Annotated in this window: 15 protein-coding genes and 1 pseudogene; 7 read left to right on the plus strand and 9 right to left on the minus strand. The window is 70.8% G+C overall.

Annotated features, from left to right (window positions below):
- Positions 1–34: 34 nt before the first annotated feature.
- Positions 35–709: a maleylpyruvate isomerase family mycothiol-dependent enzyme gene (locus ACGFSB_RS26365; protein ID WP_393403957.1), complete on the plus strand. Its 675-nt coding sequence runs from the start codon at positions 35–37 to the stop codon at positions 707–709.
- A gap of 157 nt (positions 710–866) precedes the next feature.
- Here ACGFSB_RS26365 and ACGFSB_RS26370 read toward each other — a convergent pair whose 3' ends face one another.
- Positions 867–1,844 carry a hypothetical protein gene (locus tag ACGFSB_RS26370; RefSeq protein WP_393403960.1) on the minus strand — a complete coding sequence of 326 codons (978 nt, stop codon included), beginning with the start codon at positions 1,842–1,844 and terminating at the stop codon, positions 867–869.
- Positions 1,845–2,060: 216 nt separating this feature from the next.
- On the opposite strand from ACGFSB_RS26370, the gene ACGFSB_RS26375 reads away from it, so the two are divergent.
- From ACGFSB_RS26375 to ACGFSB_RS26385, 3 genes are all read left to right on the plus strand, one after another.
- Positions 2,061–4,343 (plus strand): heavy metal translocating P-type ATPase, encoded by a 2,283-nt coding sequence (locus ACGFSB_RS26375; RefSeq protein WP_393403963.1) that lies wholly within the window; start codon positions 2,061–2,063, stop codon positions 4,341–4,343.
- Between the two features lie 184 nt (positions 4,344–4,527).
- On the plus strand, positions 4,528–5,226 hold the full coding sequence (locus ACGFSB_RS26380) for a copper homeostasis protein CutC (protein ID WP_393403965.1): 699 nt from the start codon (positions 4,528–4,530) through the stop codon (positions 5,224–5,226).
- A gap of 75 nt (positions 5,227–5,301) precedes the next feature.
- Positions 5,302–5,889, plus strand: a complete 588-nt coding sequence (locus ACGFSB_RS26385) for a DUF2165 domain-containing protein (RefSeq protein WP_393403967.1) — start codon at positions 5,302–5,304, stop codon at positions 5,887–5,889.
- Here ACGFSB_RS26385 and ACGFSB_RS26390 read toward each other — a convergent pair.
- Entirely contained in the window at positions 5,886–7,928 is a 2,043-nt protein-coding gene (locus ACGFSB_RS26390) for a HelD family protein (RefSeq protein ID WP_393403969.1), read from the minus strand. The genes ACGFSB_RS26385 and ACGFSB_RS26390 overlap by 4 nt on opposite strands.
- A 773-nt stretch (positions 7,929–8,701) precedes the next feature.
- Here ACGFSB_RS26390 and ACGFSB_RS26395 point away from each other — a divergent pair.
- Positions 8,702–9,772, plus strand: a pseudogene (locus ACGFSB_RS26395) (glycosyltransferase 87 family protein); the annotation flags it as partial.
- On the opposite strand, the gene ACGFSB_RS26400 reads toward ACGFSB_RS26395, so the two are convergent.
- On the minus strand, positions 9,714–11,357 hold the full coding sequence (locus ACGFSB_RS26400; protein WP_393403973.1) for a DNA repair helicase XPB: 1,644 nt from the start codon (positions 11,355–11,357) through the stop codon (positions 9,714–9,716). The pseudogene ACGFSB_RS26395 and the gene ACGFSB_RS26400 sit on opposite strands and share 59 nt — an antisense overlap.
- 281 nt (positions 11,358–11,638) lie before the next feature.
- Positions 11,639–14,197 (minus strand): helicase-associated domain-containing protein, encoded by a 2,559-nt coding sequence (locus tag ACGFSB_RS26405; RefSeq protein ID WP_393403976.1) that lies wholly within the window; start codon positions 14,195–14,197, stop codon positions 11,639–11,641.
- Positions 14,198–14,586: 389 nt separating this feature from the next.
- Here ACGFSB_RS26405 and ACGFSB_RS26410 point away from each other — a divergent pair, with 389 nt between their 5' ends.
- Positions 14,587–15,609: a hypothetical protein gene (locus ACGFSB_RS26410; protein WP_393403978.1), complete on the plus strand. Its 1,023-nt coding sequence runs from the start codon at positions 14,587–14,589 to the stop codon at positions 15,607–15,609.
- Between the two features lie 24 nt (positions 15,610–15,633).
- Here ACGFSB_RS26410 and ACGFSB_RS26415 read toward each other — a convergent pair whose 3' ends face one another.
- From ACGFSB_RS26415 to ACGFSB_RS26430, 4 genes are read right to left on the minus strand one after another with little or no spacing between them, the layout of a single operon-like run.
- Positions 15,634–16,608 carry an ABC transporter substrate-binding protein gene (locus ACGFSB_RS26415; protein WP_393403981.1) on the minus strand — a complete coding sequence of 325 codons (975 nt, stop codon included), beginning with the start codon at positions 16,606–16,608 and terminating at the stop codon, positions 15,634–15,636.
- Positions 16,605–17,462: an ABC transporter ATP-binding protein gene (locus ACGFSB_RS26420; RefSeq protein ID WP_393403984.1), complete on the minus strand. Its 858-nt coding sequence runs from the start codon at positions 17,460–17,462 to the stop codon at positions 16,605–16,607. The genes ACGFSB_RS26415 and ACGFSB_RS26420 overlap by 4 nt, the downstream gene beginning before the upstream one ends.
- Positions 17,459–18,586 carry a FecCD family ABC transporter permease gene (locus tag ACGFSB_RS26425; RefSeq protein WP_393403986.1) on the minus strand — a complete coding sequence of 376 codons (1,128 nt, stop codon included), beginning with the start codon at positions 18,584–18,586 and terminating at the stop codon, positions 17,459–17,461. The genes ACGFSB_RS26420 and ACGFSB_RS26425 overlap by 4 nt, the downstream gene beginning before the upstream one ends.
- On the minus strand, positions 18,586–19,584 hold the full coding sequence (locus tag ACGFSB_RS26430) for a FecCD family ABC transporter permease (RefSeq protein WP_393403988.1): 999 nt from the start codon (positions 19,582–19,584) through the stop codon (positions 18,586–18,588). Before ACGFSB_RS26430 ends, ACGFSB_RS26425 begins: the two co-directional genes overlap by 1 nt.
- Before the next feature lie 130 nt (positions 19,585–19,714).
- Between ACGFSB_RS26430 and ACGFSB_RS26435 the strand changes: the two genes are divergently transcribed.
- Positions 19,715–20,344: an HAD family hydrolase gene (locus ACGFSB_RS26435; protein WP_393403991.1), complete on the plus strand. Its 630-nt coding sequence runs from the start codon at positions 19,715–19,717 to the stop codon at positions 20,342–20,344.
- On the opposite strand, the gene ACGFSB_RS26440 is transcribed toward ACGFSB_RS26435, so the two are convergent.
- Positions 20,341–20,592 (minus strand): hypothetical protein, encoded by a 252-nt coding sequence (locus ACGFSB_RS26440; RefSeq protein WP_393403993.1) that lies wholly within the window; start codon positions 20,590–20,592, stop codon positions 20,341–20,343. The two genes, ACGFSB_RS26435 and ACGFSB_RS26440, sit on opposite strands and share 4 nt — an antisense overlap.
- Positions 20,593–20,627: the final 35 nt, after the last annotated feature.

The raw sequence follows: 20,627 nt of genomic DNA on the forward strand, positions 1-20,627 counted from the left end.
GCTGTGTGCTGGCGTACGCGATTGGGTTGGCCGCATGACCACCATTTCGCACCACGACGAGACCTACGACCCCGAGCGCCCCGGTCGCCTCCTCCGCACCGAACGCGACCTGCTGATCCCGCTGTTGAGGGACGCCGACGACTCGGCGTACGCGGTCAGGACCTGTTGCCCGGGATGGACCGTGCGGCACGTTCTCGCGCACTGCAGCTCCGCGCTGCTGCGCGTCGTCGAGCGGCGCTTCGAGGAGGGCGTGTACAGCCCGGAGAGCAACGACCGCGACATCGCCGAGCGCGCCGACTGGTCCAACTCCCGCATCGTGGACGAGCTGGAGCGCGGCATGACGGAGGCGGGCCCGGTCATCACGGAGTTCAAGGGGCGGCTCGACGGCGTGTCGCTGGGGGAGTGGGTGCACGCCGGCGACGTACGCGAGGCCTGGGGCCTGCCCGGCGCGTACGGCGGCGCGGGGCTCCCCGACGCCCTTGCCCTGCTCGGCGAGTACAGCAGGCGGACGGAAGCGCTGCCGCTGCACGCGGACGTCGACGGCTACGACGAGCCGCTCGCCCTCGGTGCCCACGACGGCAAACGTTCCCCGGCCCGCTACATCGGCGACGCCCCCACCCTGATCCGCCTCTACACGGGCCGCCCCCTGGCGGGCACACGCTACGAACTGGCGGGCGCCAAGGAGGCAGAGCTGCCGATCTTCGACTGAGGGCGGGGGCACGAAGGGAAGCCCCGGCCGATTTCGGCCGGGGCTTTCTGGCGGAACCCCACTTCGGGGTGCGAGGGCGCCCTTTAGGGGCGCGGGGAACTGCGCGAGCAACCACAACGCACCCGCAGTCAGCGAACCCGCAGCCCCCCCGCAGGGCTCAGTGCGAGTGCCCTGAGTCGCCCGACTCGGCAGAGTCACCACCACCGCTGCCGCCCCCCACGTGAACAGTGAACGCCGCAGTCCGCACAACCCCCTCGTGCTTAAAGTCCAGGAACAGCCGATAAGCGCCCCCGCTAGGGGCAGTCGCGGCGAAGGAAACACCAGGCCCAGGCCTGGTCCTACCGTCACCCGGCTCCCCATTCGGGTGGACATGCAGATACGCCAGATCCCCAGACCGCAGCGCGACGAGATGCCCGTACGAGCCCAGGTACGGCTGAAGATCCGTGACGGGCTTGCCGTTCTTCTCCACGTCCAGGGTCAGATCCGCCGACTTCCCGGCCTTCAGGTCACCCCGCAGACTCACCTCGTACCCGTCCACGGACGCCGTGGCGTCATGCTCCGGCAGCTCCTTCGGCGCGTACTTCCCCGCCACCGCGAGATCCGCCCCCAGCGTCAGCCCCTCCTTCGCGCCCGCCGGCTTGAAGTCGGCGAAGACGCGGTAGCCGCCCGCCTCGGGCAGCTCGACCGGCGTCGACCAGGTGCCGTCCGCCGCGCGGGTCGGGTGGAGGTGGCGGTAGGTCGTCAGGTCCCTCGAAGCCACGATGAGGTGCAGCTCCTTGCCATGCTCCTTCTCGTACGCCGTGACCTTCTTGCCGGAGCCGTCCTTGCCGTCCTTGCCGTCCTTGACGACGGCGAACCGCAGCTTCTCGCGCTTGTCGGCGCCGATGCGGGCGGTCTTCAGGTCGAGCGTGTAGCCGCGCTCGGAGATCTGAAGGCCACCGGGGACGGCGTCCCCCTGGCTCTCGGCAGCCCCTTTCTCAGGGGCGGTCTCCTCGTCCCCGCCGTGTCCCCCGTGCTCGCTCGCGGGCTTCTTCTCCGAGGTCACAGGGCCGACGCCCGTGCCGACGCCGTACGCGGTCCCGAACGTCGCGGCGACGGCTGCGGCGAAGGCGGTGATTTTCAGTCCGGTGTTCATGACGACTCCTGAGGGACGGAGAGAGCGAGAGGAAGGGGTGAACGAGTGGAGCCGCGCGGCTCCCGATACAGACGAAGATACCCCCTAGGGGTATGAAGTCAAGCGGTGGGCACTCTTGCGTTCGATACCCCCCAGGGGTATAAATGGACCTCGTAAGCGGTACCCGCCCCAGGTACCAGCTCCAGCCCCCGCCCACGTCATAAGGAGCCCGCAGCCATGTCCACCACACCCGGCACCACCGGCACCACCGAGGTGGCAGAGGTAGAACTCGCCATCGGTGGCATGACCTGCGCCTCGTGCGCCGCCCGTATCGAGAAGAAGCTCAACCGCATGGACGGCGTCGAGGCGACCGTCAACTACGCCACCGAGAAGGCCAAGGTCAGCTACCGGGGCGAGGGCATCGCCGTACAGGATCTGATCGCGACCGTCGAGGCGACCGGTTACACCGCCAAGGAGCCTGCCCCGGCCCGCACGGAGGAGCTGACCCCGGCCGACGACGAGCGGCAGGCGAACGACGAACTCCGGCCCCTGCGCGATCGGTTGACCACGGCGGTTCTCCTCTCCCTCCCCGTCATCGCGATGGCGATGGTCCCTGCCCTGCAGTTCGAGTACTGGCAGTGGCTGTCCCTGACCCTCGCGGCGCCGGTCGTGACGTACGCGGCCTGGCCCTTCCACAAGGCCGCCTTCACCAACGCGCGGCACGGCGCGGCGACGATGGACACGCTGATCTCCGTCGGCACGTCCGCGGCCTTCCTCTGGTCGCTGTGGGCGCTGTTCTTCGGTACGGCGGGCGAGCCCGGAATGACGCACCCCTTCGAGCTGACCATCGCCCGCAGCGACGGCGCCGGGAACATCTACCTGGAGGCCGCGGCCGGCGTCACCGCCTTCATTCTCGCCGGGCGGTACTTCGAGGCCCGGTCGAAGAGGAAGGCCGGGGCCGCCCTGAAGGCGCTGCTCCAGCTGGGCGCCAAGGACGTCACCGTCATCCGTGACGGCGGCCGTGAAGAGACCATCCCCGTAGGCGAGTTGAAGGTCGGCGACCGCTTCCTCGTACGCCCCGGCGAGAAGATCGCCACCGACGGCAAGGTCGTCGAGGGCGCCTCCGCCGTGGACGCCTCGATGCTCACCGGCGAGTCGGTCCCCGTCGAGGTCGCGTCCGGCGACTCCGTCACCGGCGCCACCCTCAACGTCGGCGGACGGCTCGTCGTCGAGGCCACCCGAGTCGGCGCCGACACCCAGCTCGCCCGCATGGCCAAGCTCGTCGAGGACGCGCAGAACGGCAAGGCGGCGGCCCAGCGCCTCGCCGACAAGATCTCGGCGGTCTTCGTGCCGATCGTCATGGCCCTGGCCGTCGCCACCCTCGGCTTCTGGCTCGGCAACGGCTCCGGTCTGACGGCCGCCTTCACCGCAGCCGTGGCCGTACTGATCATCGCCTGCCCCTGCGCCCTGGGGCTCGCGACGCCGACCGCGCTCATGGTCGGCACCGGACGGGGCGCCCAGCTCGGGATCCTGATCAAGGGCCCGGAGGTCCTGGAGACGACCCGCAAGGTCGACACGATCGTCCTGGACAAGACCGGCACCGTCACCACCGGCAAGATGACCCTGCTCGCCACGCACGTCGCGGACGGCACCACCGAGGCTGAAGTCCTGCGCCTGGCAGGCGCGTTGGAACACTCCTCCGAGCACCCCATCGCCCAGGCGGTGGCCACCGGAGCAGCGGCCGAGGTCGGCCCGCTGCCCACCCCCGAGGACTTCGCGAACGTGGCGGGCCTGGGCGTGCAGGGCATCGTCGAGGGTCACGCGGTCCTGGTCGGCCGCGAGGCGCTGCTGAGGGAGTGGGCGATCCGGCTCCCCGTGGAGCTTGAGCGCGCGAAGACGGCGGCCGAGGCGGCCGGACGTACGGCCATCGCGGTCGCCTGGGACGGCGAGGCGCGCGCGGTCCTGGAGGTGGCGGACGCGGTCAAGGAGACAAGCCCGGAAGCGATCCGCCGCCTCCGTGCCCTTGGTCTCACGCCCATCCTTCTGACCGGCGACAACAAGGCGGTCGCGGCATCGGTGGCCGCAGAGGTGGGCATCGCCCCTGATGACGTGATCGCGGAGGTCATGCCCCAGGACAAGGTGGACGTCATCAAGCGCCTCCAGTCACAGGGCAGGAGCGTGGCGATGGTCGGCGACGGCGTGAACGACGCGGCGGCGCTCGCCCAGGCCGATCTGGGCCTGGCGATGGGCACGGGCACGGACGCCGCGATCGAGGCGGGCGACCTCACTCTCGTACGAGGAGACCTGCGAGCGGCGGCGGACGCGATCCGCCTCTCCCGCCGCACGCTCGGCACGATCAGGTCCAACCTGTTCTGGGCATTCGCCTACAACGTGAGCGCGCTGCCGCTGGCCGCCGCAGGCCTCCTGAACCCGATGATCGCGGGCGCCGCGATGGCGTTCTCCTCGGTCTTCGTGGTCGGCAACAGCCTGCGGCTGCGGGGGTTCAAGCCGCTGAGCTGAACGGCAGGGGGACGCGGGTCTCAACCTGCGGTGAGGGCGACGTGTACATGGCATTACGATCACCCCCGGTGTGCTTGGGCGCGCCGGGGGTGATCTGCGCGTAGGCTGGGTAATTGGACTAGACCTGTAGATGGAGTCGCCGAAGACTCCGCCCTCGTGGCCCCGGACCCGAAGGAAGACATCCATGAGCAAGCGTGCAGTCCTGGAGGTGATCGCCCTCGACGCCGAGGACGCCGTCGCCGCCCAGGCGGGAGGCGCCGACCGCCTCGAGCTGGTCACCGACATGGCCGCGGACGGCCTGACTCCGTCCCGCGAGACCTTTGCCGAGATCCGCGCCGCCGTGGACATCTCCCTGCGCGTGATGCTGCGCCTCGCGGACGGCTTCGCCGCGGGGGACCCCCGACAGGTCGACGCTCTCGTACGCCGTGCCCACGAGCTGCGCGGCGCGGGCGCCGACGAGTTCGTGCTCGGCTTCCTCGACGAGACGGGCGGCCCCGACATCGCCGCGGTGGAATCGGTGGTGAGCGCGCTCGACGGCTGCCGCTGGACGTTCCACCGGGCGATCGACCGCACCCCCGACCGCGACGCCCTGCGCAAGCAACTGGGGGACCTGCCAGGCCTCGACACCTACCTCACCGCGGGCACGGCGACAGGCGTCGACGAGGGCCTGCCCACGCTGCTCGCCGAGGCCGCGCGGTCCGGCGAACCGGGCTACGAACAGCAGATCCTGGTGGGCGGCGGCCTCCGCCTCGACCACCTCCCGCGGCTCAAGGCGGCGGGCGTCGACGCGTTCCACATCGGCGGGGCGTCGCGCCCGGACGGCTGGGCGGCACCTGTCTCCGCCGAGGCCGTCGCCCGGTGGCGGGCAGCGGTGGACGCCTGATCCCTTTCCGTGTGGGGCGCTGATCGCGTTCCCCGCGGGACGCGATACAACTGGTGAGGCAAAAAGGGGGACTTCATGCCGACACCAGCGAACAAGACGCGCCCTGCGGACCGGATACTCGCGGCCGGGGCGCTGCCCGTGGCCGCGACGCTGCTCACCGGAACGGTGGCGCTCTACATCACGCTCGTCGCGTTCGGGAACATCACCGATTTCGACTCAAACCAGCAGTTCGTACGCCATGTCCTGGCGATGGACACCACCTTCAAGGACGACGACCTGATGTGGCGCGCGGTGGGATCCACCGCGTTGCAGGACACCGCGTACGTCGGGATCATCGTCTGGGAGACCCTGGCCGCGCTGATCCTCCTCGCGGCGACGGCCCGGTGGATCGGGGCCCTGCGCCGTCCCCGAGGGCTGCGCCGAGCCCGACAGGCGGGAACGATCGGCCTGTTGATGATCCTCGTCCTGTTCGGGGCGGGCTTCATCGGGATCGGCGGCGAGTGGTTCGCCATGTGGCAGTCGGAGGACTGGAACGGCCTTGACGCGGCCACGCGGATCGTGACGCTCGCGGGCATCGTGCTCGTCGTCACGCACCTGCCGTCCGCCGACGCCCCGGCGGACGGCCCCACGAGGGGAGAGCCCGGCCCGAACCCGCCTGCCTAGCAGGCGAGTTGCTCGGGCAGCCCGGCCGAATGCACGATGGTCAGCCCCGACACCGCACGGGTCAGCGCCACGTACAGCCGCCGCAGGCCGGTCCGCTCATCGGGCTCGCCGTCGACGACGGCGGCGGGTTCGTCGAGTACGACATAGTCGTACTCGAGTCCCTTGGCGAGGGAGGCGGGGACGAGGGTGAGCCGGGTGTCGGGGGTGGTCTCCTCACCCGGGGCGAGGTACGTCCTCCCGGCCGCGTCCAAGGCCTTGGCCAGCGCGGGAACGCGGGCGTCGGCGGCGATGAGGCCGATGGAACCCTCCTGTCCGAGCGACTCGACGCACGCGGCCAGCGACGCGGCGTCCAGATCGTCGACGCGCCGCACCACGAGCGAACCCGCGGACTCACGCACCGACTTCACCTCGGCGAGGCCCGGCGCGATATCGGGAAGCAGTCGGGACGCGTAGGCGATGACTTCCCGCGGCACACGGAAACCCGCGGTGAGCTCCTCCACGACGGCGTCCCCCTTCCCCAGATGCTCCAGCGCCTGCTCCCAACTCCGGGTCGCCCACGGGGTGGTGCCCTGCGCGAGGTCGCCGAGGACGGTGGCGGAACCGGTCGTGCACCGGCGACCCACGGCCCGGTACTGCATGGGGGAGAGGTCCTGCGCCTCATCGAGTACGACATGCCCGAGGGAGTGGGTCCGGGCGACGAGGTCACCGGCCTCATCGATCAACACGGCATCGGCAGCGGACCACTTGGCGGCTTTGAGGCTGCGCGGGGGCTTCGCCCAGAGGATGAGTTTCTGCTCGTCGGGATCGAGGATCCCCTCCGCGTGTACGGCGAGGAATTCGGCGTCGGAGAGCAGCCGCAGCACGAGCTTGGCGGGATCGACGGGCGGCCAAGCGGCCTTGACAGCGGCTTTCACGGCGGCGTTACGGGCTACCGCATCCTGCACGCGGTCGTCCGGGGCCTCGCCCGCCCGCTCCATCTGTACGAGCACGGCGTGCGCGATGCGCTGCGGAAGGGCGTCGCGGGCAGCCCCGTACCGAATGTCGCGGGCAAGCAACTCACCCACGAGCTCTTCGAGTTCGTACGCGGGGACGCGCCATCGCCGGGATCCGCGCACCACCATGACGGGTTCGCCGGGCGTACTCACATGAGACCGCAGAGCCTTCCGCAGTACCTCGGCCATGCGGGCGTCGCCCTTGATGACGGCGGCGGCCGACTCGTCGACGCCCCGCACCTCGACGTGGGCGACGAGGTCGTCGACGGTGGCCTGCTTGACCTCCAACTCGCCCAGGGCGGGAAGCACTTGCTCGATGTAATGCAGGAAGGACTTGTTGGGGCCGATGACCAGGGTGCCGGTCCGGGCGAGGCGCTCCCGGTGGGCGTACAGGAGGTAGGCGACACGGTGCAGTCCGACGGCGGTCTTCCCGGTCCCCGGCCCGCCCTGCACGCAGACAGACCCCCCGAGCCCACTCCGCACGATCTCGTCCTGCTCGGGCTGGATGGTGGCGACGATGTCACGCATGGGCCCGACGCGGGGCCGCTCGATCTCCTGCTGGAGAAGCCTGCTGGTCTGCTCCACCTCGTCGGCGTCACTGAGGTGCTCGTCCTCGTACGCGGTGAGGTCCCCGCCCGTGTACCCGAAACGCCGCCGCAGGGCGATGTCCATCGGGGCCTTCTTGGAGGCCCGGTAGAAGGGCTGCGAGACGGGGGCGCGCCAGTCGATGACCATGGGATCACCGTCGTCATCGTGCACATGCCGCCGCCCGATGTAGAACTGCTCGCCCTCGGCACCTTCCGCCTGGTCGGCGCCGGGGGCATGGAGATAGTCGAGCCGCCCGAAGAAGAGGGGGGTGTGCGAGAGGTCGGCGAGGGACTTGATCCTCTCGTCGATCTGGCTCTGCAGAACGGCGGCGTTGACCCAGTTCGCGGTGACATCCCGGATGTCGAGCGCCTCGGCGTCCTCACGCATGGCTCGGAGGGCCGAGCGGGATGCGGCGAGGTGGTTCCGCTCTCGGGAGAGCGGGTCTGGATGTGCTTGCACGGGTGCCTCCGGCCGGGGTGCGGGATCTTGGCCGGCCGGTTGCCGTCCGGCCGACGACCGCGTTCCACGCGGGCAGACCGAGCATCTTATTGCCCCCCTGCGTGGAGGGGCCACCGAATTACCCTCGGGCCGGGACGGCGGCCCCGCCAGCACCGAGGGGCCTTTCCGGCCCACCCCGCAGCGTTGCCAGCACCGAACATGCTTTCCCGCCCTCCCTCAAGCTCTTAAAGAGCAGGGGGGACCCCCATCCCGATTGCCCCGCAGCGTTGCCTGTACCGAACAAGCCTTTCCCGCCCACCCGCCCGATTGCCCCGCAGTGATTGAGGGGTGGGTGGGTGGCCCGTACGCCCGGTGGGTGGGTAGCGGGCAGTATGGCGTGGGCGGGTGGGGTGGTGAACTCGTCGGCAGGGTTGCGAACACGCCCTGCCGTCCGGGCTCAGCCCCGATGCACCCGCTGTCGGCAGCGGACCCGCGGGGTCGTGTCGGTATTTCCGCCCGGAGCACGGTTCCCAGAACTCCAGAACCGAAGAAGCCCAACGCCCAGACCGTGATGGCGAGGACGGACATACCGGCGCGGCCCCGCTGCCACCGACAGACCGATGCCGCGTCGCCAACCCCCACCCCACGAGCCACAGGCGCCGCAGGCCTCCCCACCCACTAAGGTCACGGCCGTGATCAAACCGTCACTCCACGTAGTCACCGTCGCAGGCTCCCTAGCCGCCCTAGCCGCCCTAGCCGCCCTAGGCACCCTCTGCGCAGCCCAACGCATCCCCATGGCCGACACCCTCGTCTACCGAGCCGAAGGCGCCGCCGTCGCGAACGGGAGCGATCTCTACGGGTTCACCGTCACCCAGTGGGACCTCCCCGCCACCTACCCACCCTTCGCCGCCATCCTCTTCGTACCGACCACCTGGCTCCCCCTCCCCGCCCTCAAGCTCACTTTCATCATCGGGAACATCGCCCTCCTCGCACTCCTCATCCACCTCTCCTGCCGCCTCACCGGCACCCCCACCGGCACCCCCACCCGCCCAGCCCCCCTCCTGGCAGGAACCGCGGCAGCGCTCTGGCTGGAGCCGGTCTTCCAGACGATCCTCTTCGGGCAGATCAACCTCGCCCTCGCCTGCCTGATCCTCTGGGACCTGACCAGACCCCCGGGCGCCACCGGCAAGGGCTTCGCGATCGGCATCGCCGCCGGGATCAAGCTGACCCCGGCGGTCTTCATCGCGTACCTCTTCATCAGAGGACGCGTACGCGAAGGGGTCACCGCCACCGCGTCCCTCGCCGGAACCGTCGTACTCGGCGCACTCGTACTGCCCACCGCCAGCGTCGACTTCTGGACGCACCGGATCTTCGAGACGGGCCGCATCGGCAAAGCATGGATCGTCGACAACCAGTCACTTCAAGGGCTGATCGCCCGAGCGACCCACGACCCCCACCCGGGCCTCCTGTGGGCCCTCCCCGCAGCCCTCACCGCCGCCACCGGCCTGTGGCTCGCCCGCCGGGCAAGGACAGAACCCCGCGCCATCCTCCTCGCCGCCTTCACCGCCCTGCTGATCTCCCCCATCAGCTGGTCCCACCACTGGATCTGGTGCGTCCCGCTCCTGACCCTGCTCATGGCAGAGGGCCGCCCCCGCCTGACTGCGGCGGTGGCGACCCTCTTCACGGCCCGCACCCTGTGGCTGATCCCGCACCAGGGCGACCTGGACCTGCGACTACCTCACTGGCAACAACCGCTGGCGTCGCCGTATCCCTTGCTGGCGCTGGGGCTAGCCATAGCCCTAGCCCTTAGCTGTCGGCCAGCAACTCATCCGCATCCACGATCCGGTACGCGTACCCCTGCTCAGCCAGGAACCGCTGCCGATGCGCGGCGAAGTCCTGGTCGATGGTGTCCCGTGCCACGACGGAGTAGAAGCGGGCCTCGTGACCGTCGGCCTTCGGACGCAGCACGCGACCGAGCCGCTGTGCCTCCTCCTGCCGGGAGCCGAACGTCCCCGAAACCTGGATCGCGACCGTAGCCTCGGGCAGGTCGATCGAGAAGTTGGCGACCTTCGAGACGACGAGAACCGAGATCTCGCCCTCCCGGAACGCCCCGAACAGCTTCTCGCGCTGCGCGTTCGTCGTCTCGCCCTTGATGACGGGCGCGTCCAGATGCTCGCCCAGCTCATCCAGCTGGTCGATGTACTGGCCGATGACGAGAGTCTGCTCACCGGCGTGCTTCTTGACCAGCGCTTCCGTCACCTTCCGCTTCGTCGCGGTCGTCGCACAGAATCGGTACTTCTCCTCGGCCTCGGCGGTGGCATACGCGAGCCGCTCCGAGTCCGTCAGATTGACCCGCACCTCGACACAGTCCGCAGGCGCGATGTACCCCTGCGCCTCGATCTCCTTCCACGGAGCGTCGAAGCGCTTGGGCCCGATCAACGAGAAGACGTCGGACTCCCGGCCGTCCTCCCGGACCAGCGTGGCCGTCAGGCCGAGCCGCCGCCGCGCCTGAAGATCGGCGGTGAACTTGAAGACGGGCGCGGGCAGCAGATGCACCTCGTCGTAGACGATGAGGCCCCAGTCCCGGGAGTCGAACAGCTCGAGGTGCGGGTAGACACCCTTCCGCTTCGTCGTCAGGACCTGGTACGTGGCGATGGTGACGGGCCGGATCTCCTTCCGGGTCCCGCTGTACTCGCCGATCTCCTCCTCGGTCAGCGAGGTCCGCTTGATCAGCTCGCTCTTCCACTGTCGCGCGGAGACGGTGTTGGTCACCAGGATCAGCGTCGTCGCCTTGGCCTCGGCCATGGCACCGGCCCCGACGAGCGTCTTACCGGCGCCGCAGGGCAGGACGACAACCCCGCTCCCGCCGTGCCAGAACCCCTCGACCGCCTGCTTCTGATACGGCCGCAGCGCCCACCCGTTCTCGGCGAGCTCGATCCGGTGCGCCTCGCCGTCGACGTACCCGGCAAGGTCCTCGGCGGGCCAGCCCAGCTTCAGGAGCGTCTGCTTGATCTGCCCGCGCTCGGACGGATGTACGACGACGGTGTCCGCGTCGACCCGGTCCCCGACCAGCGGCTGCACCTTCTTGGAGCGGAGGATCTCCTCCAGGACGGGCCGGTCGGTGGACGTGAGGACAAGACCGTGCACGGGGTGCTTCGACAGCGTGAGCCGTCCGTAGCGCGCCATCGTCTCCGCGATGTCCACGAGCAGCGCATGCGGCACGGGATACCGCGAGAACTCCACAAGAGCGTCCACGACCTGCTCGGCGTCATGCCCCGCCGCACGGGCATTCCACAGGCCGAGCGGCGTCACACGGTAGGTGTGGATGTGCTCGGGAGCACGCTCCAGCTCCGCGAAGGGCGCGATGACACGGCGGCAGGCGTCGGCCTGCTCGTGGTCGACCTCGAGCAGGAGAGTCTTGTCCGACTGGACGATCAGGGGACCGTTCACGTGCGCCTCTTTCCGGCTACGGCTGGGAGTGGTCCGGCTCCGACCGGGAGCGGTCGGGATGGGATTCCGCCACAAACGATCGGCCAAGGCCAAACGTCCAGTGTGCCGCATCGGGCGAGGGGCGGGGGGGGCGACGTCGGCTACAGGCCCGGCACGGCAGCCTTCCGGAACTCCGCCGCGTCCTCCGACTGCTTGGTCGTTGCGCGAAAGTCCCGGCGATACGCCGCCATACGCGGCGTGTCGCCGGGACTTTCGGGGGATTCAGCCCGGCGGGAGCCCCGTCACTCCGCCAGCTCCGCGACCCCCGTGACCCGGTGCAGCGGATACGTCCGCACCTCGTCCGCCGTGTGGTCGTACGCCGTGACGAAGCCGCCCTCCACCCGGATCGGGGCGATCACGCGCTGGCTCGCCGAGCCCTCCGCGTTCACATAGCCGATCCACACCGCCTCGCCGGTCAGGACCGCGGCCTGCATCGTGGCGAGGGTCTCCGCGGCCGTTGTGCGGGGCAGCGCGCTGCCCGCGTCGGGGGCCGCCTTGCGGGGCGCGGTCGATGCCAGGTCGCCGGCGCGGATGGCGCGTACGGCGGCGCCCAGGAGCGTCTCGTCGGGCACCTGCGGGCCGTCGTGGACCGGCTCGGGCGCCGTGCGCGGCGGCGAACGGTGGGCGTGTGCCCGAGTGATCAGTACGTCGCCCTCGGCGCTCTCCGCGGCGGGCGCGAAGCCCATCCCCCGCAGGCCTTCGAGGAGCGCCCCGGGGTCTGCCTGCGCGGCGAGCACGGTGGGCGCGAGGCGGCGCAGCCGCAGGCTCTGGGAGCGCTTGTCGGCCAGGATCTCGTTCAGGAGCGCCTCGTCGTCACAGCGGACGTACGCGGACGCGGCGCCGATCCGCAGATGCCCGTGCTTACGGGCGACGTCGTCGATGAGGTACGCGAGGGGCTGCGGCACCGGCGTACGGGAGTGCGCGGTCAGGAACGCGTGCAGGTCGGACGCGGCCTTCCCCGCGTCGAGCGCCCGCCGTACGGAACCGGGCGTGAACCGGTACACCGTCGCCCCGCCCTTCGACTCGACGTCGGCGAGCACGGAGAGCGTCTCGGCCAGCGGTCGCTCCAGTGGGCCCGGGGCCACCGCGGTGAGGTCTGCCTGTAGAAGTACGTGGTCGAGCGGTTCGGGGAGCAGGGGGGCGAGGAGCCTGGCGGCTCGGGCGCCGGAGAGGGCCAGCTCGGCCGCGGTGGGGCCGGTGCCGGTCAGGGGCTCGGCCTCCGCGGGGGCCTGCGCCTCGTCGGCGCCCAGCAGTGCGCGGCCGTGCGACGAGAGTGCCCCGCGGCCCGTGATGCCCAGCAACTCCGCTTCGTTCAGCGTCCATTGGGCGATGCGGGCCCGTAGCTCCATGGGCGCGGAGGCGGGGTGTCCTCCGGAGGTGTGCCCTCCGGAGGACACGCCGCCCGCGGATGCGCCGCCCCCGGAGGAGCCCCTCGGCGGACGCTCCCACCGCAGGCGCGCCAGCAGCGAGTCCGGCGTCGGGCTCGCGCCGTCCGGCAGTGTGGTGAGGAGGGTGAGGACCCGGCGGCGGATCTCCGGCGCCGATGAGCGGTCCAGGTGCGGGCCGAGGGCCGACAGCGTGCGGTCCTTGCCGTCACGCCCGCCGATCAGGCCCGCCGTGCGGGTCGCCGTCAGCCAGGCCGTGGTGAGGACCGACCAGCGTTCGGGGGCGGGCCGTTCCTGCCAGTCGTCGAACGCGGGCGTCGCCGCGTACCGCTCGTCCGCGTCACCGTCCGGTGCCACGAGGCCTGCCGCGTAGGCCAGTTCGACCCAGAATGCCGCGACCGGCTCCGGCACGTCCAGGGCCACCGCGGTCCGCTTCAGGTCCCGCACGCTGAGGCCTCCGGCGCGCAGGACCGTGGGGCCGCCCTCGTCCCAGTCCTTCAGGAGCTCCTCGATGGTGTCGAGCGCCATGTACGCCTGGCTCGCCGCCGCGGCGTCCACAGCCTGTGGACGGTGATCGCGCAGCGGCTCGATGGCGGGCGGCACCGGTTCGAGCACCCGGTGGGCGCGGCCCGCGCGCAGATGCAGGGCCGCTTCGCGGGGGAGTACGACGGTGCCCGGCGATGTGGGGAGCAGGAGCCCCCGGTCGAGGAGCCAGCGCAGGTGGCGGGCCGGGTCGGCGGTGACCTGGCCGTACGGCGGGCCCCAGACGAGCCGCGAGAGGACCTCGACGGACTCGGCGGGGGCCTGGTCGAGGAGTTCGGACATCCGGGTACGGTCGGTGAAAAGCTCGGTGAGCGAGCGGACCGCGGAGACCGCGTCGTGCGTGGACGGGAGCCCGGCCGCCGCCACGATGTCCTGCATACGGTTCGGCGACATGCCCGCGGTGGCCTCGCCGACGGTCGGGCCGAGGCCCGTGGGGGAGGGGTACTGGGGGGCGGGCGCGAGGAGTTCGCGTGCGGTGCGGACCAGGCGGACCTTGTCGTCGGGGCCCCAGGCGAGGGCCTGCTCGCGGAGGGCGGCCAGCGCGCGGCTGAGCGCGAGGTCGACGGCGGTGTCGCCTCGCTCGTCTCCGGCTACGAGCGCGTGCAGTTCTTCGTACGTCGCTGGTTCCGGGGCCACGGCGAGTGCCTCGGCTACCTGCTGGGAGAACCGGTCGAGCCGCTCCAGGGCGCGGACCACGGAGGCGCGGGTCGCCGCGCGGGTGGCGAGCTGGGTGAGATCGTTCGGGACCGGCGTGAGGAGGTCGGGCCGGGCATGGAGCAGTGCGCCGAGGGACTCGTCGTCACGGGAGCGGAGTGCCTCGGCGAGGGACCGGGGGGTGTCCGCTGGGCGCTGGGGCTGCTCGTCGGTGCTCATCAGGCTCACGGTAGCGGGTTGGGTTGCGGGTCTGGGCGTTCGTGGGGGGTGGGGCGTGGGTTGCCGGGCCTGTGCGGGTGTGTGGGTGGGGGTGCCTGCGGCGCCTGTGGCTCGTTGGGTGGGGGTTGGCGACGCGGCATCGGTTCGTCGGTGGCAGCGGGGCCGCGCCGGTATGTCCGTCCTCGCCATCACGGTCTGGGCGCGTGGGTGCTGCGGCACCGGAGTTCTGGGAACCGTGCTCCGGGCGGAAATACCGACACGACCCCGCGCGTCCGTTGCCGACAGCGGGGCGATCGGGATGGGGGTCCCACCTGCCGGAGGACACGGTACCGTCGTCCCACCGGGTACAACGGGCGGCGCGTCAACGGGGCTGCCCCGGAGGGGACTTCGTGGGGATCGAGAGCGATCAGCTCGTCTTCGACTATCTGAGCAGGGTCGGCGACCTGGCCCAGCAGCGGCAGTTGCCCTCCGGCACCCGTATGCGCCTGGTCTCCGAGCTGCGGAACGAGATCGACCGGAGCAGGGCGAAGGCCACGGCCGACAACCCGGCGGCGATACGCCGCATCCTGGACCGCCTCGGCACCCCGGAGGAGTTGGTCGAAGCCGCGGGTTCAGGTGACGGGGCGGAGAAGGCCGTACCCCGCCCCGCCGTCCCCACCCAGCGCACCTCCGCATCGCAGGACCGGCCCAAGCGCCTGCGCCGCATCGTTCCCCGGCCCCGCCCTGCGGCCGATGAACCGGAGTTGCCCGAGGAGGACTTCCGCCCGTCCCCGCCGCACCTCGCCAGTACGGACGAGCTGGGCGATTCGGGCTCCGAGCCCGACTGGTGGCGTGTCGAGCGAGGGGACAGCGGCCCCTTCGGCCTCGCCGACAGCGTCCCCGGCTTCACGGGCGGCGTGGAGATCCCGGAAATACTCAAGCCCCCGCAGAAGAAGCGCCTGGAAGAAGAGGGAGACGAAGAGGATGAGGAAGAGGAGGAGTGGGAGGACGAGGAAGAGGATGCGGTCGAGGATGTTGGCCGGCGGCGGCCCCGTATCCGTAGGCGTCGCCCCGCGTCGGACTCCTCCGCCGCCCCGCGTTTCAGCAACCCCCTCCTCCTGCTCGCCGCTGCCCTCCTCACCGTCGGCGCCATCCTTGGCAACTGGCTCGCCCTGGGCGGCGGCTGGCTCCTCGCCTACGCCTCGCGCAGGCTGACCCGCGCCGAGGCGAAGTGGGCCGTCCTGGGGCTGCCGGGCCTTGCCGTGGCGGCCGGGGTCACCTGGCTGTGGGGCAGGAACGACGAGCGTTGGGGCGACCCCATCAGCGACGGCCACATGAGCGGCGCGATAGCCGATACGTGGCCGTGGGTGGTCCGCGGCGCGGCCGTCGCCTCCGCCCTCTATCTGTTGTGGAGATCGCAGCGCCGGCAGTAGCCACTTCTTCAGCTACTTCTTCAGCTACTTCTTCGCCGTCAGGTCCTTCTGCATTTCGTCCAGGATCTTGTTCGCCGCCGTGTATCCGATGCCCTGGATCCACAGTTCGTCGTCGACGGTGTGGACGTTGCCCTTCTTCACCGCGCCCATGTTCTTCCACAGGCTGCTGCCTATGGTCTGGTTCTCCTTGGCCTTCTTCGGATCGCCGTACGTGGCACGGAAGATGACATCCGCGTCGGCGAGATCGATCTTCTCGGGCGACACGTCGTACGAGAAGCCGTCCTTGGCCTTGGCGGAGATGGCCGGGCGGCCCAGACCCACGTCCTTCAAGAGCGTGGCGATGTACGTCTGCTCGCCGTAGATGCGGATGTCCGCGCCCTCCACGAAGCGGACGACGTTGACCTTCGTCGCCTTGGCCTTCGCCGGGCCGCCGACGGCCGTGGTCACCTTCTTGGCATGTGCCTCGTAGGCGGAGACGGCTTTCGTCGCCGCTGCCTTCTTGCCCAGTGCGTCCGCGTGCACCTGGAAGTTCTCCTTCCAGGGGTATCCGGTGTTCTCCGTCATCACCGTCGGCGCGATCTGCTTCAGCTGGTCGTACTTCGCGGCGTGCCGGATCTTGCTGGTGAGGATGACGTCCGGGTGGAGGGCCGCGATGGCCTCCATGTTCGGGTTCAGCATCTCGCCGACGTCCTTGATGCCGCTGAGCTTCTTCTTGGGCAGGTAGCCGGGGAAGCCCGACGACGCCTCGACGTGCGTGGCACCGACCGGCTTCACGCCCAGCGTCACCGCGGAGTCCAGCTCGGCCGTGTCCAGGACGACGACTCGCTCGGGGGCGACCGGGACCTTCACGTCCCCCATGGCTGTCCGTATGACGTGCGTCTTGCCGGAGGCAGAGTCGGTGTCGGAGTCCGATGAGCCGCAGGCGGAGAGCGCGAGCGTGCCGGTGAGGGCGAGCGCCCCCGCGGCCAGGGTGCGGCGGCTGTGCAGGGAACTGGTCATGGCTTCTGGGCCACCTTTCGGTCGGGTGAGAGGCGCGGGCCCGCTGTCCACGGAGCGCCGGGGACGACCAGTGGTGAACCGGTCACCGGATCCGGCACCACGACGCACTCCAGGCCGAAGACCTCTCGTACGAGCTCCTCGGTGACGACCTCGGCGGGCGCGCCCTCCGCGACGATCCGTCCCTTCTTCATGGCGACGAGATGGTCGGCGTACCGGGCGGCCTGGTTGAGGTCGTGCAGGACGACGACCACTGTCCGGCCGCGCTCGCCCTCCGGGGTGTCGGCGGCCAGCTGGCGCACCAGGTCGAGGACTTCGACCTGGTGCGCGATGTCGAGATACGTCGTCGGCTCGTCCAGGAGCAGGATGTCCGTCTCCTGGGCGATGGCCATCGCGATCCACACCCGCTGCCGCTGACCGCCCGAGAGCTCGTCCACGGGGCGTTCGGCGAGCGCGGCGACGTCGGTGCGTTCCATCGCCTCCGTCACGGCCCGCTCGTCCTCGTCGGACCACTGCTGCCACCAGTGCTGGTGGGGCTGGCGTCCGCGTGCGACGAGGTCGGCGACGGTGATCGCCTCGGGCGCGACGGGCGTCTGAGGGAGCAGTCCGACCTGCTGGGCGATCTTTTTGGTGGGGAGTCCGGTGAGTGCTTCGCCGTCGAGCAGCACCGCGCCGCTCTTCGGCTTGAGGAGGCGGCCGAGGGCGCGCAGGGTGGTCGACTTCCCGCAGGCGTTGGGTCCGACGATGACCGTGACCTTGCCGTCGGGGACGGCCAGGTCGAGCTCGTGCACGACCTCGTTGTCCTCGTAGGCGAGGGTCAGCTCGCGGGCGCTGAGGCGGGCTGCGGGGGCGGTCACGAGGTGCCTCCATTGCGGGCGGAACGGCTACGGGTGCTGTGGCTTCTGACGATCAGCCAGATCAGGTACGGAGCTCCGACGGCCGCCGTGAGCACTCCGACCGGAAGCTCGGTGGGCGAGAAGAGCCGCCGGGCGAGGAGGTCGGCGACGACCATGATCAGCGCGCCGAGCAGGGCCGAGCAGAACAGCGGGATCTGCGCGGTGCGGGTCAGGCGGCGGGCGATCTGCGGGGCGAGCAGCGCCACGAAGTCGACGGGCCCGGCGGCGCCGGTCGCCACGGAGGCGAGGACGACGCCGAGCAGCACCAGACCGAGGCGTACGTGTCCCAGGCGCACCCCGAGGGCGGTCGCCGTGTCGTCGTCCATGGTCACGGAGCGCTGGGCGCGGGCGGCCCAGAACACGAACGGGAGCAGGACGAGCAGGGCCGATGCGAGCGGCGCGGCCTCCGTCCAGCCGCGGCCGTTGAGCGAGCCCGTCATCCAGATCTGGGCCTGCTGGGCGACGAGGTAGTCGCCCTTCGTCATGAAGAGCGTGGTGACGGACCGCAGGGCGATCGCGAAGCCGATGCCGATGAGCACGAAGCGGGTGGCGTGCAGGCCGCCGCGCCAGGCGAAGGCGTACACGAGGGAGGCGGCCACGACTCCGCCGAGCACCGAGAGGTAGGGCAGGACGGTGGCGGAGGTGACCCCGAGGGTCATCGCCCCCACCGTCAGCGCGCTCGCGCCCTGGCTGATGCCGATGATGTCGGGGCTGGCCAGGGGGTTGCGGGCGACGGTCTGGATGAGCCCGCCGGCGACGCCGAACGCGGCACCGACGAGGAGGCCGACGACCAGACGGGGTTCGCGCAGCGTTCCCACGACCAGTTCGTCGGGGGACGGCTGCCCGAAGACGACCTTCAGGGCTTCTGCGGGGTGTACGAACGACTCGCCCACGCAGAGGTACGTGAGGCAGGAGGCCGCGAGGAGTAGGGCGAGGCCGACGGCGACCATGGCTGCGCGACGGTGCAGCAGGAAGGCGGTACGGCGAACCCGAAGCACGGTGTACCCGGCGGGTTTGATGCGGTGAGTCGGGTGGCTGGGTGGGAGAGATCCGCCGCTAAGCGGCGGTTCAGAGGCAACGGACATCAGGCAGCCACCCCCTTCCGACGCACCAGAGTCACAAGGAACGGCACCCCGATGAGCGCGGTCATCACCCCGGCAGGCACCTCGCTCGGCGGAAAGACAACCCGCCCCACAGTGTCGGAGACGAGCAGCATGACCGGCCCGAGGACAGCGGCCATGGGCAGCACCCAGCGATGATCGCTGCCCACGATCGCGCGAGCGATATGCGGGACCGCGAGGCCGATGAAGGCGATGGGCCCGGCGGCGGCGACGCCCGCCCCCGTGAGGACGGTCGCCCCGAGCCCTCCGACGATCCGTACGGTGGCGACCTTCTGCCCGAGCCCCTTGGCCACGTCCTCGCCCAGGGCGAGCGCGTCGAGCCCCCGGGCCACGGACAGCACAAGAACCAGGCCCACGAGCAGGAACGGCCAGATCTGCCCGACGATCTCCGCGTCGCGCCCGGAGAGCGAGCCCACCTGCCAGAAGCGGAACTCGTCGAGGGCCGATGCCTTGGTGGTGAGGACCGCGGTGGTCAGGGAGACGAGGAGCGCGTTGATCGCGGCGCCGCCGAGTGCGAGCTTCACGGGGGTCGCCCCGCCTCTTCCGCTCGCGGCGATCGCGTACACCGCGACGGACGCGATGCCCGCGCCGACGAAGGCGTACCAGACGTATCCGGTCAGGGTGTGGACCCCCGCGAACGCGATCGCCATGACCACGCCCACCGAGGCGCCCTGGCTGACGCCGAGGATGCCGGGATCGGCGATGGGGTTGCGGGTGATGCCTTGCAGGACGGTACCCGCGAGGGCGAGCGCGGCGCCGACCATCAGGCCGATGAGCGTGCGGGGCACCCGCATCTCGCGGATGACGTCGGCGGCGTCGCTGTTCCCGCCGTGCAGCAGGGCGTCGACGACGGCGGACGGCGCGATCGCGCGGGCGCCGACGGAGAGGCTGAACAGGACCGCGAGCAACAGGGCCACGACGGCCACCGTCATCGCGACAGCGCGTCTGGCGGGCACACGCATCGGCTGAGCTCGTTTCGGGTCGGTAGGGCTGAGCAGGCGCAGCAAAGAAGGTAGGTGCGGTAAGGCTTGGCTAAGTCTAAGGGGGGCCTCGAACCCAGCTCCCGGCCGGAGGCCTCGGCACAATGGACCCATGACCTCACGCACTCTGACCGTCGGCTTCGACCTCGACATGACCCTGATCGACTCCCGGCCCGGCATCAGGGAGGCCTTCCTGGCCCTGACCGCCGAGACCGGAACGTACATAGACGCCGATCTCGCGATCTCCCGGCTCGGCCCGCCCCTGGAGCAGGAGCTGCGCCACTGGTTCCCCGAGGAGCGGATCGAGGAGATGGCCGACCGCTACCGTGAGATCTATCCCACATACGCCATCGCCCCCACGCTCGCGATGCCCGGCGCCCGCGAGGCGATCGCGGCCGTGCGCTCCCACGGCGGCCGGGCGATCGTGGTGACCGCCAAGCACGAGCCCAACGCGAAGCTGCACCTGGCGCACCTCGGCATCGAGGCGGACGCGGTGATCGGCTGGCTCTGGGCCGAGGCGAAGGCGGAGGCGCTGCGCGAGCACGACGCGGCGGTGTACGTCGGTGACCACACCGGTGATGTACGCGGCGCGCGTACGGCGGGCGCGCTCTCCGTCGCGGTGGCGACCGGGCCGTGCGACGCAGCGGAACTGCGCGCGGCGGGCGCGGACGTCGTGCTCACCGACCTGACGGAGTTCCCCGCCTGGCTCGCGTCGTACGAGGCTGATCGCGCGAGCGCCTAAGTAGCCGCGGACTTCGCCTGGCGTCGCTGAACGGCGATACCCCGCAGCACTCCTGCCACGGCGATGAGGAACCCGACGCCCATCATCATGCACACCGCATAAGCGATGGATGGGAAGGGGTCGGTGCCGAGGAACAGTGGGGCCACCGTGACCAGAGTGGCCAGGGCTCCGAGGAAGAAGACGATCGCTCCGGCCCGGACGAGGCCATCGCCCGGTCCGGCGGAATTCGCTTGGGTTTTGTCACGCACTCGACCAGGGTAGTTCCCTGCCCGAAGGAAGAATC

The sequence above is a fragment of the Streptomyces sp. NPDC048441 genome (assembly GCF_043200235.1).
Classification (GTDB): domain Bacteria; phylum Actinomycetota; class Actinomycetes; order Streptomycetales; family Streptomycetaceae; genus Streptomyces.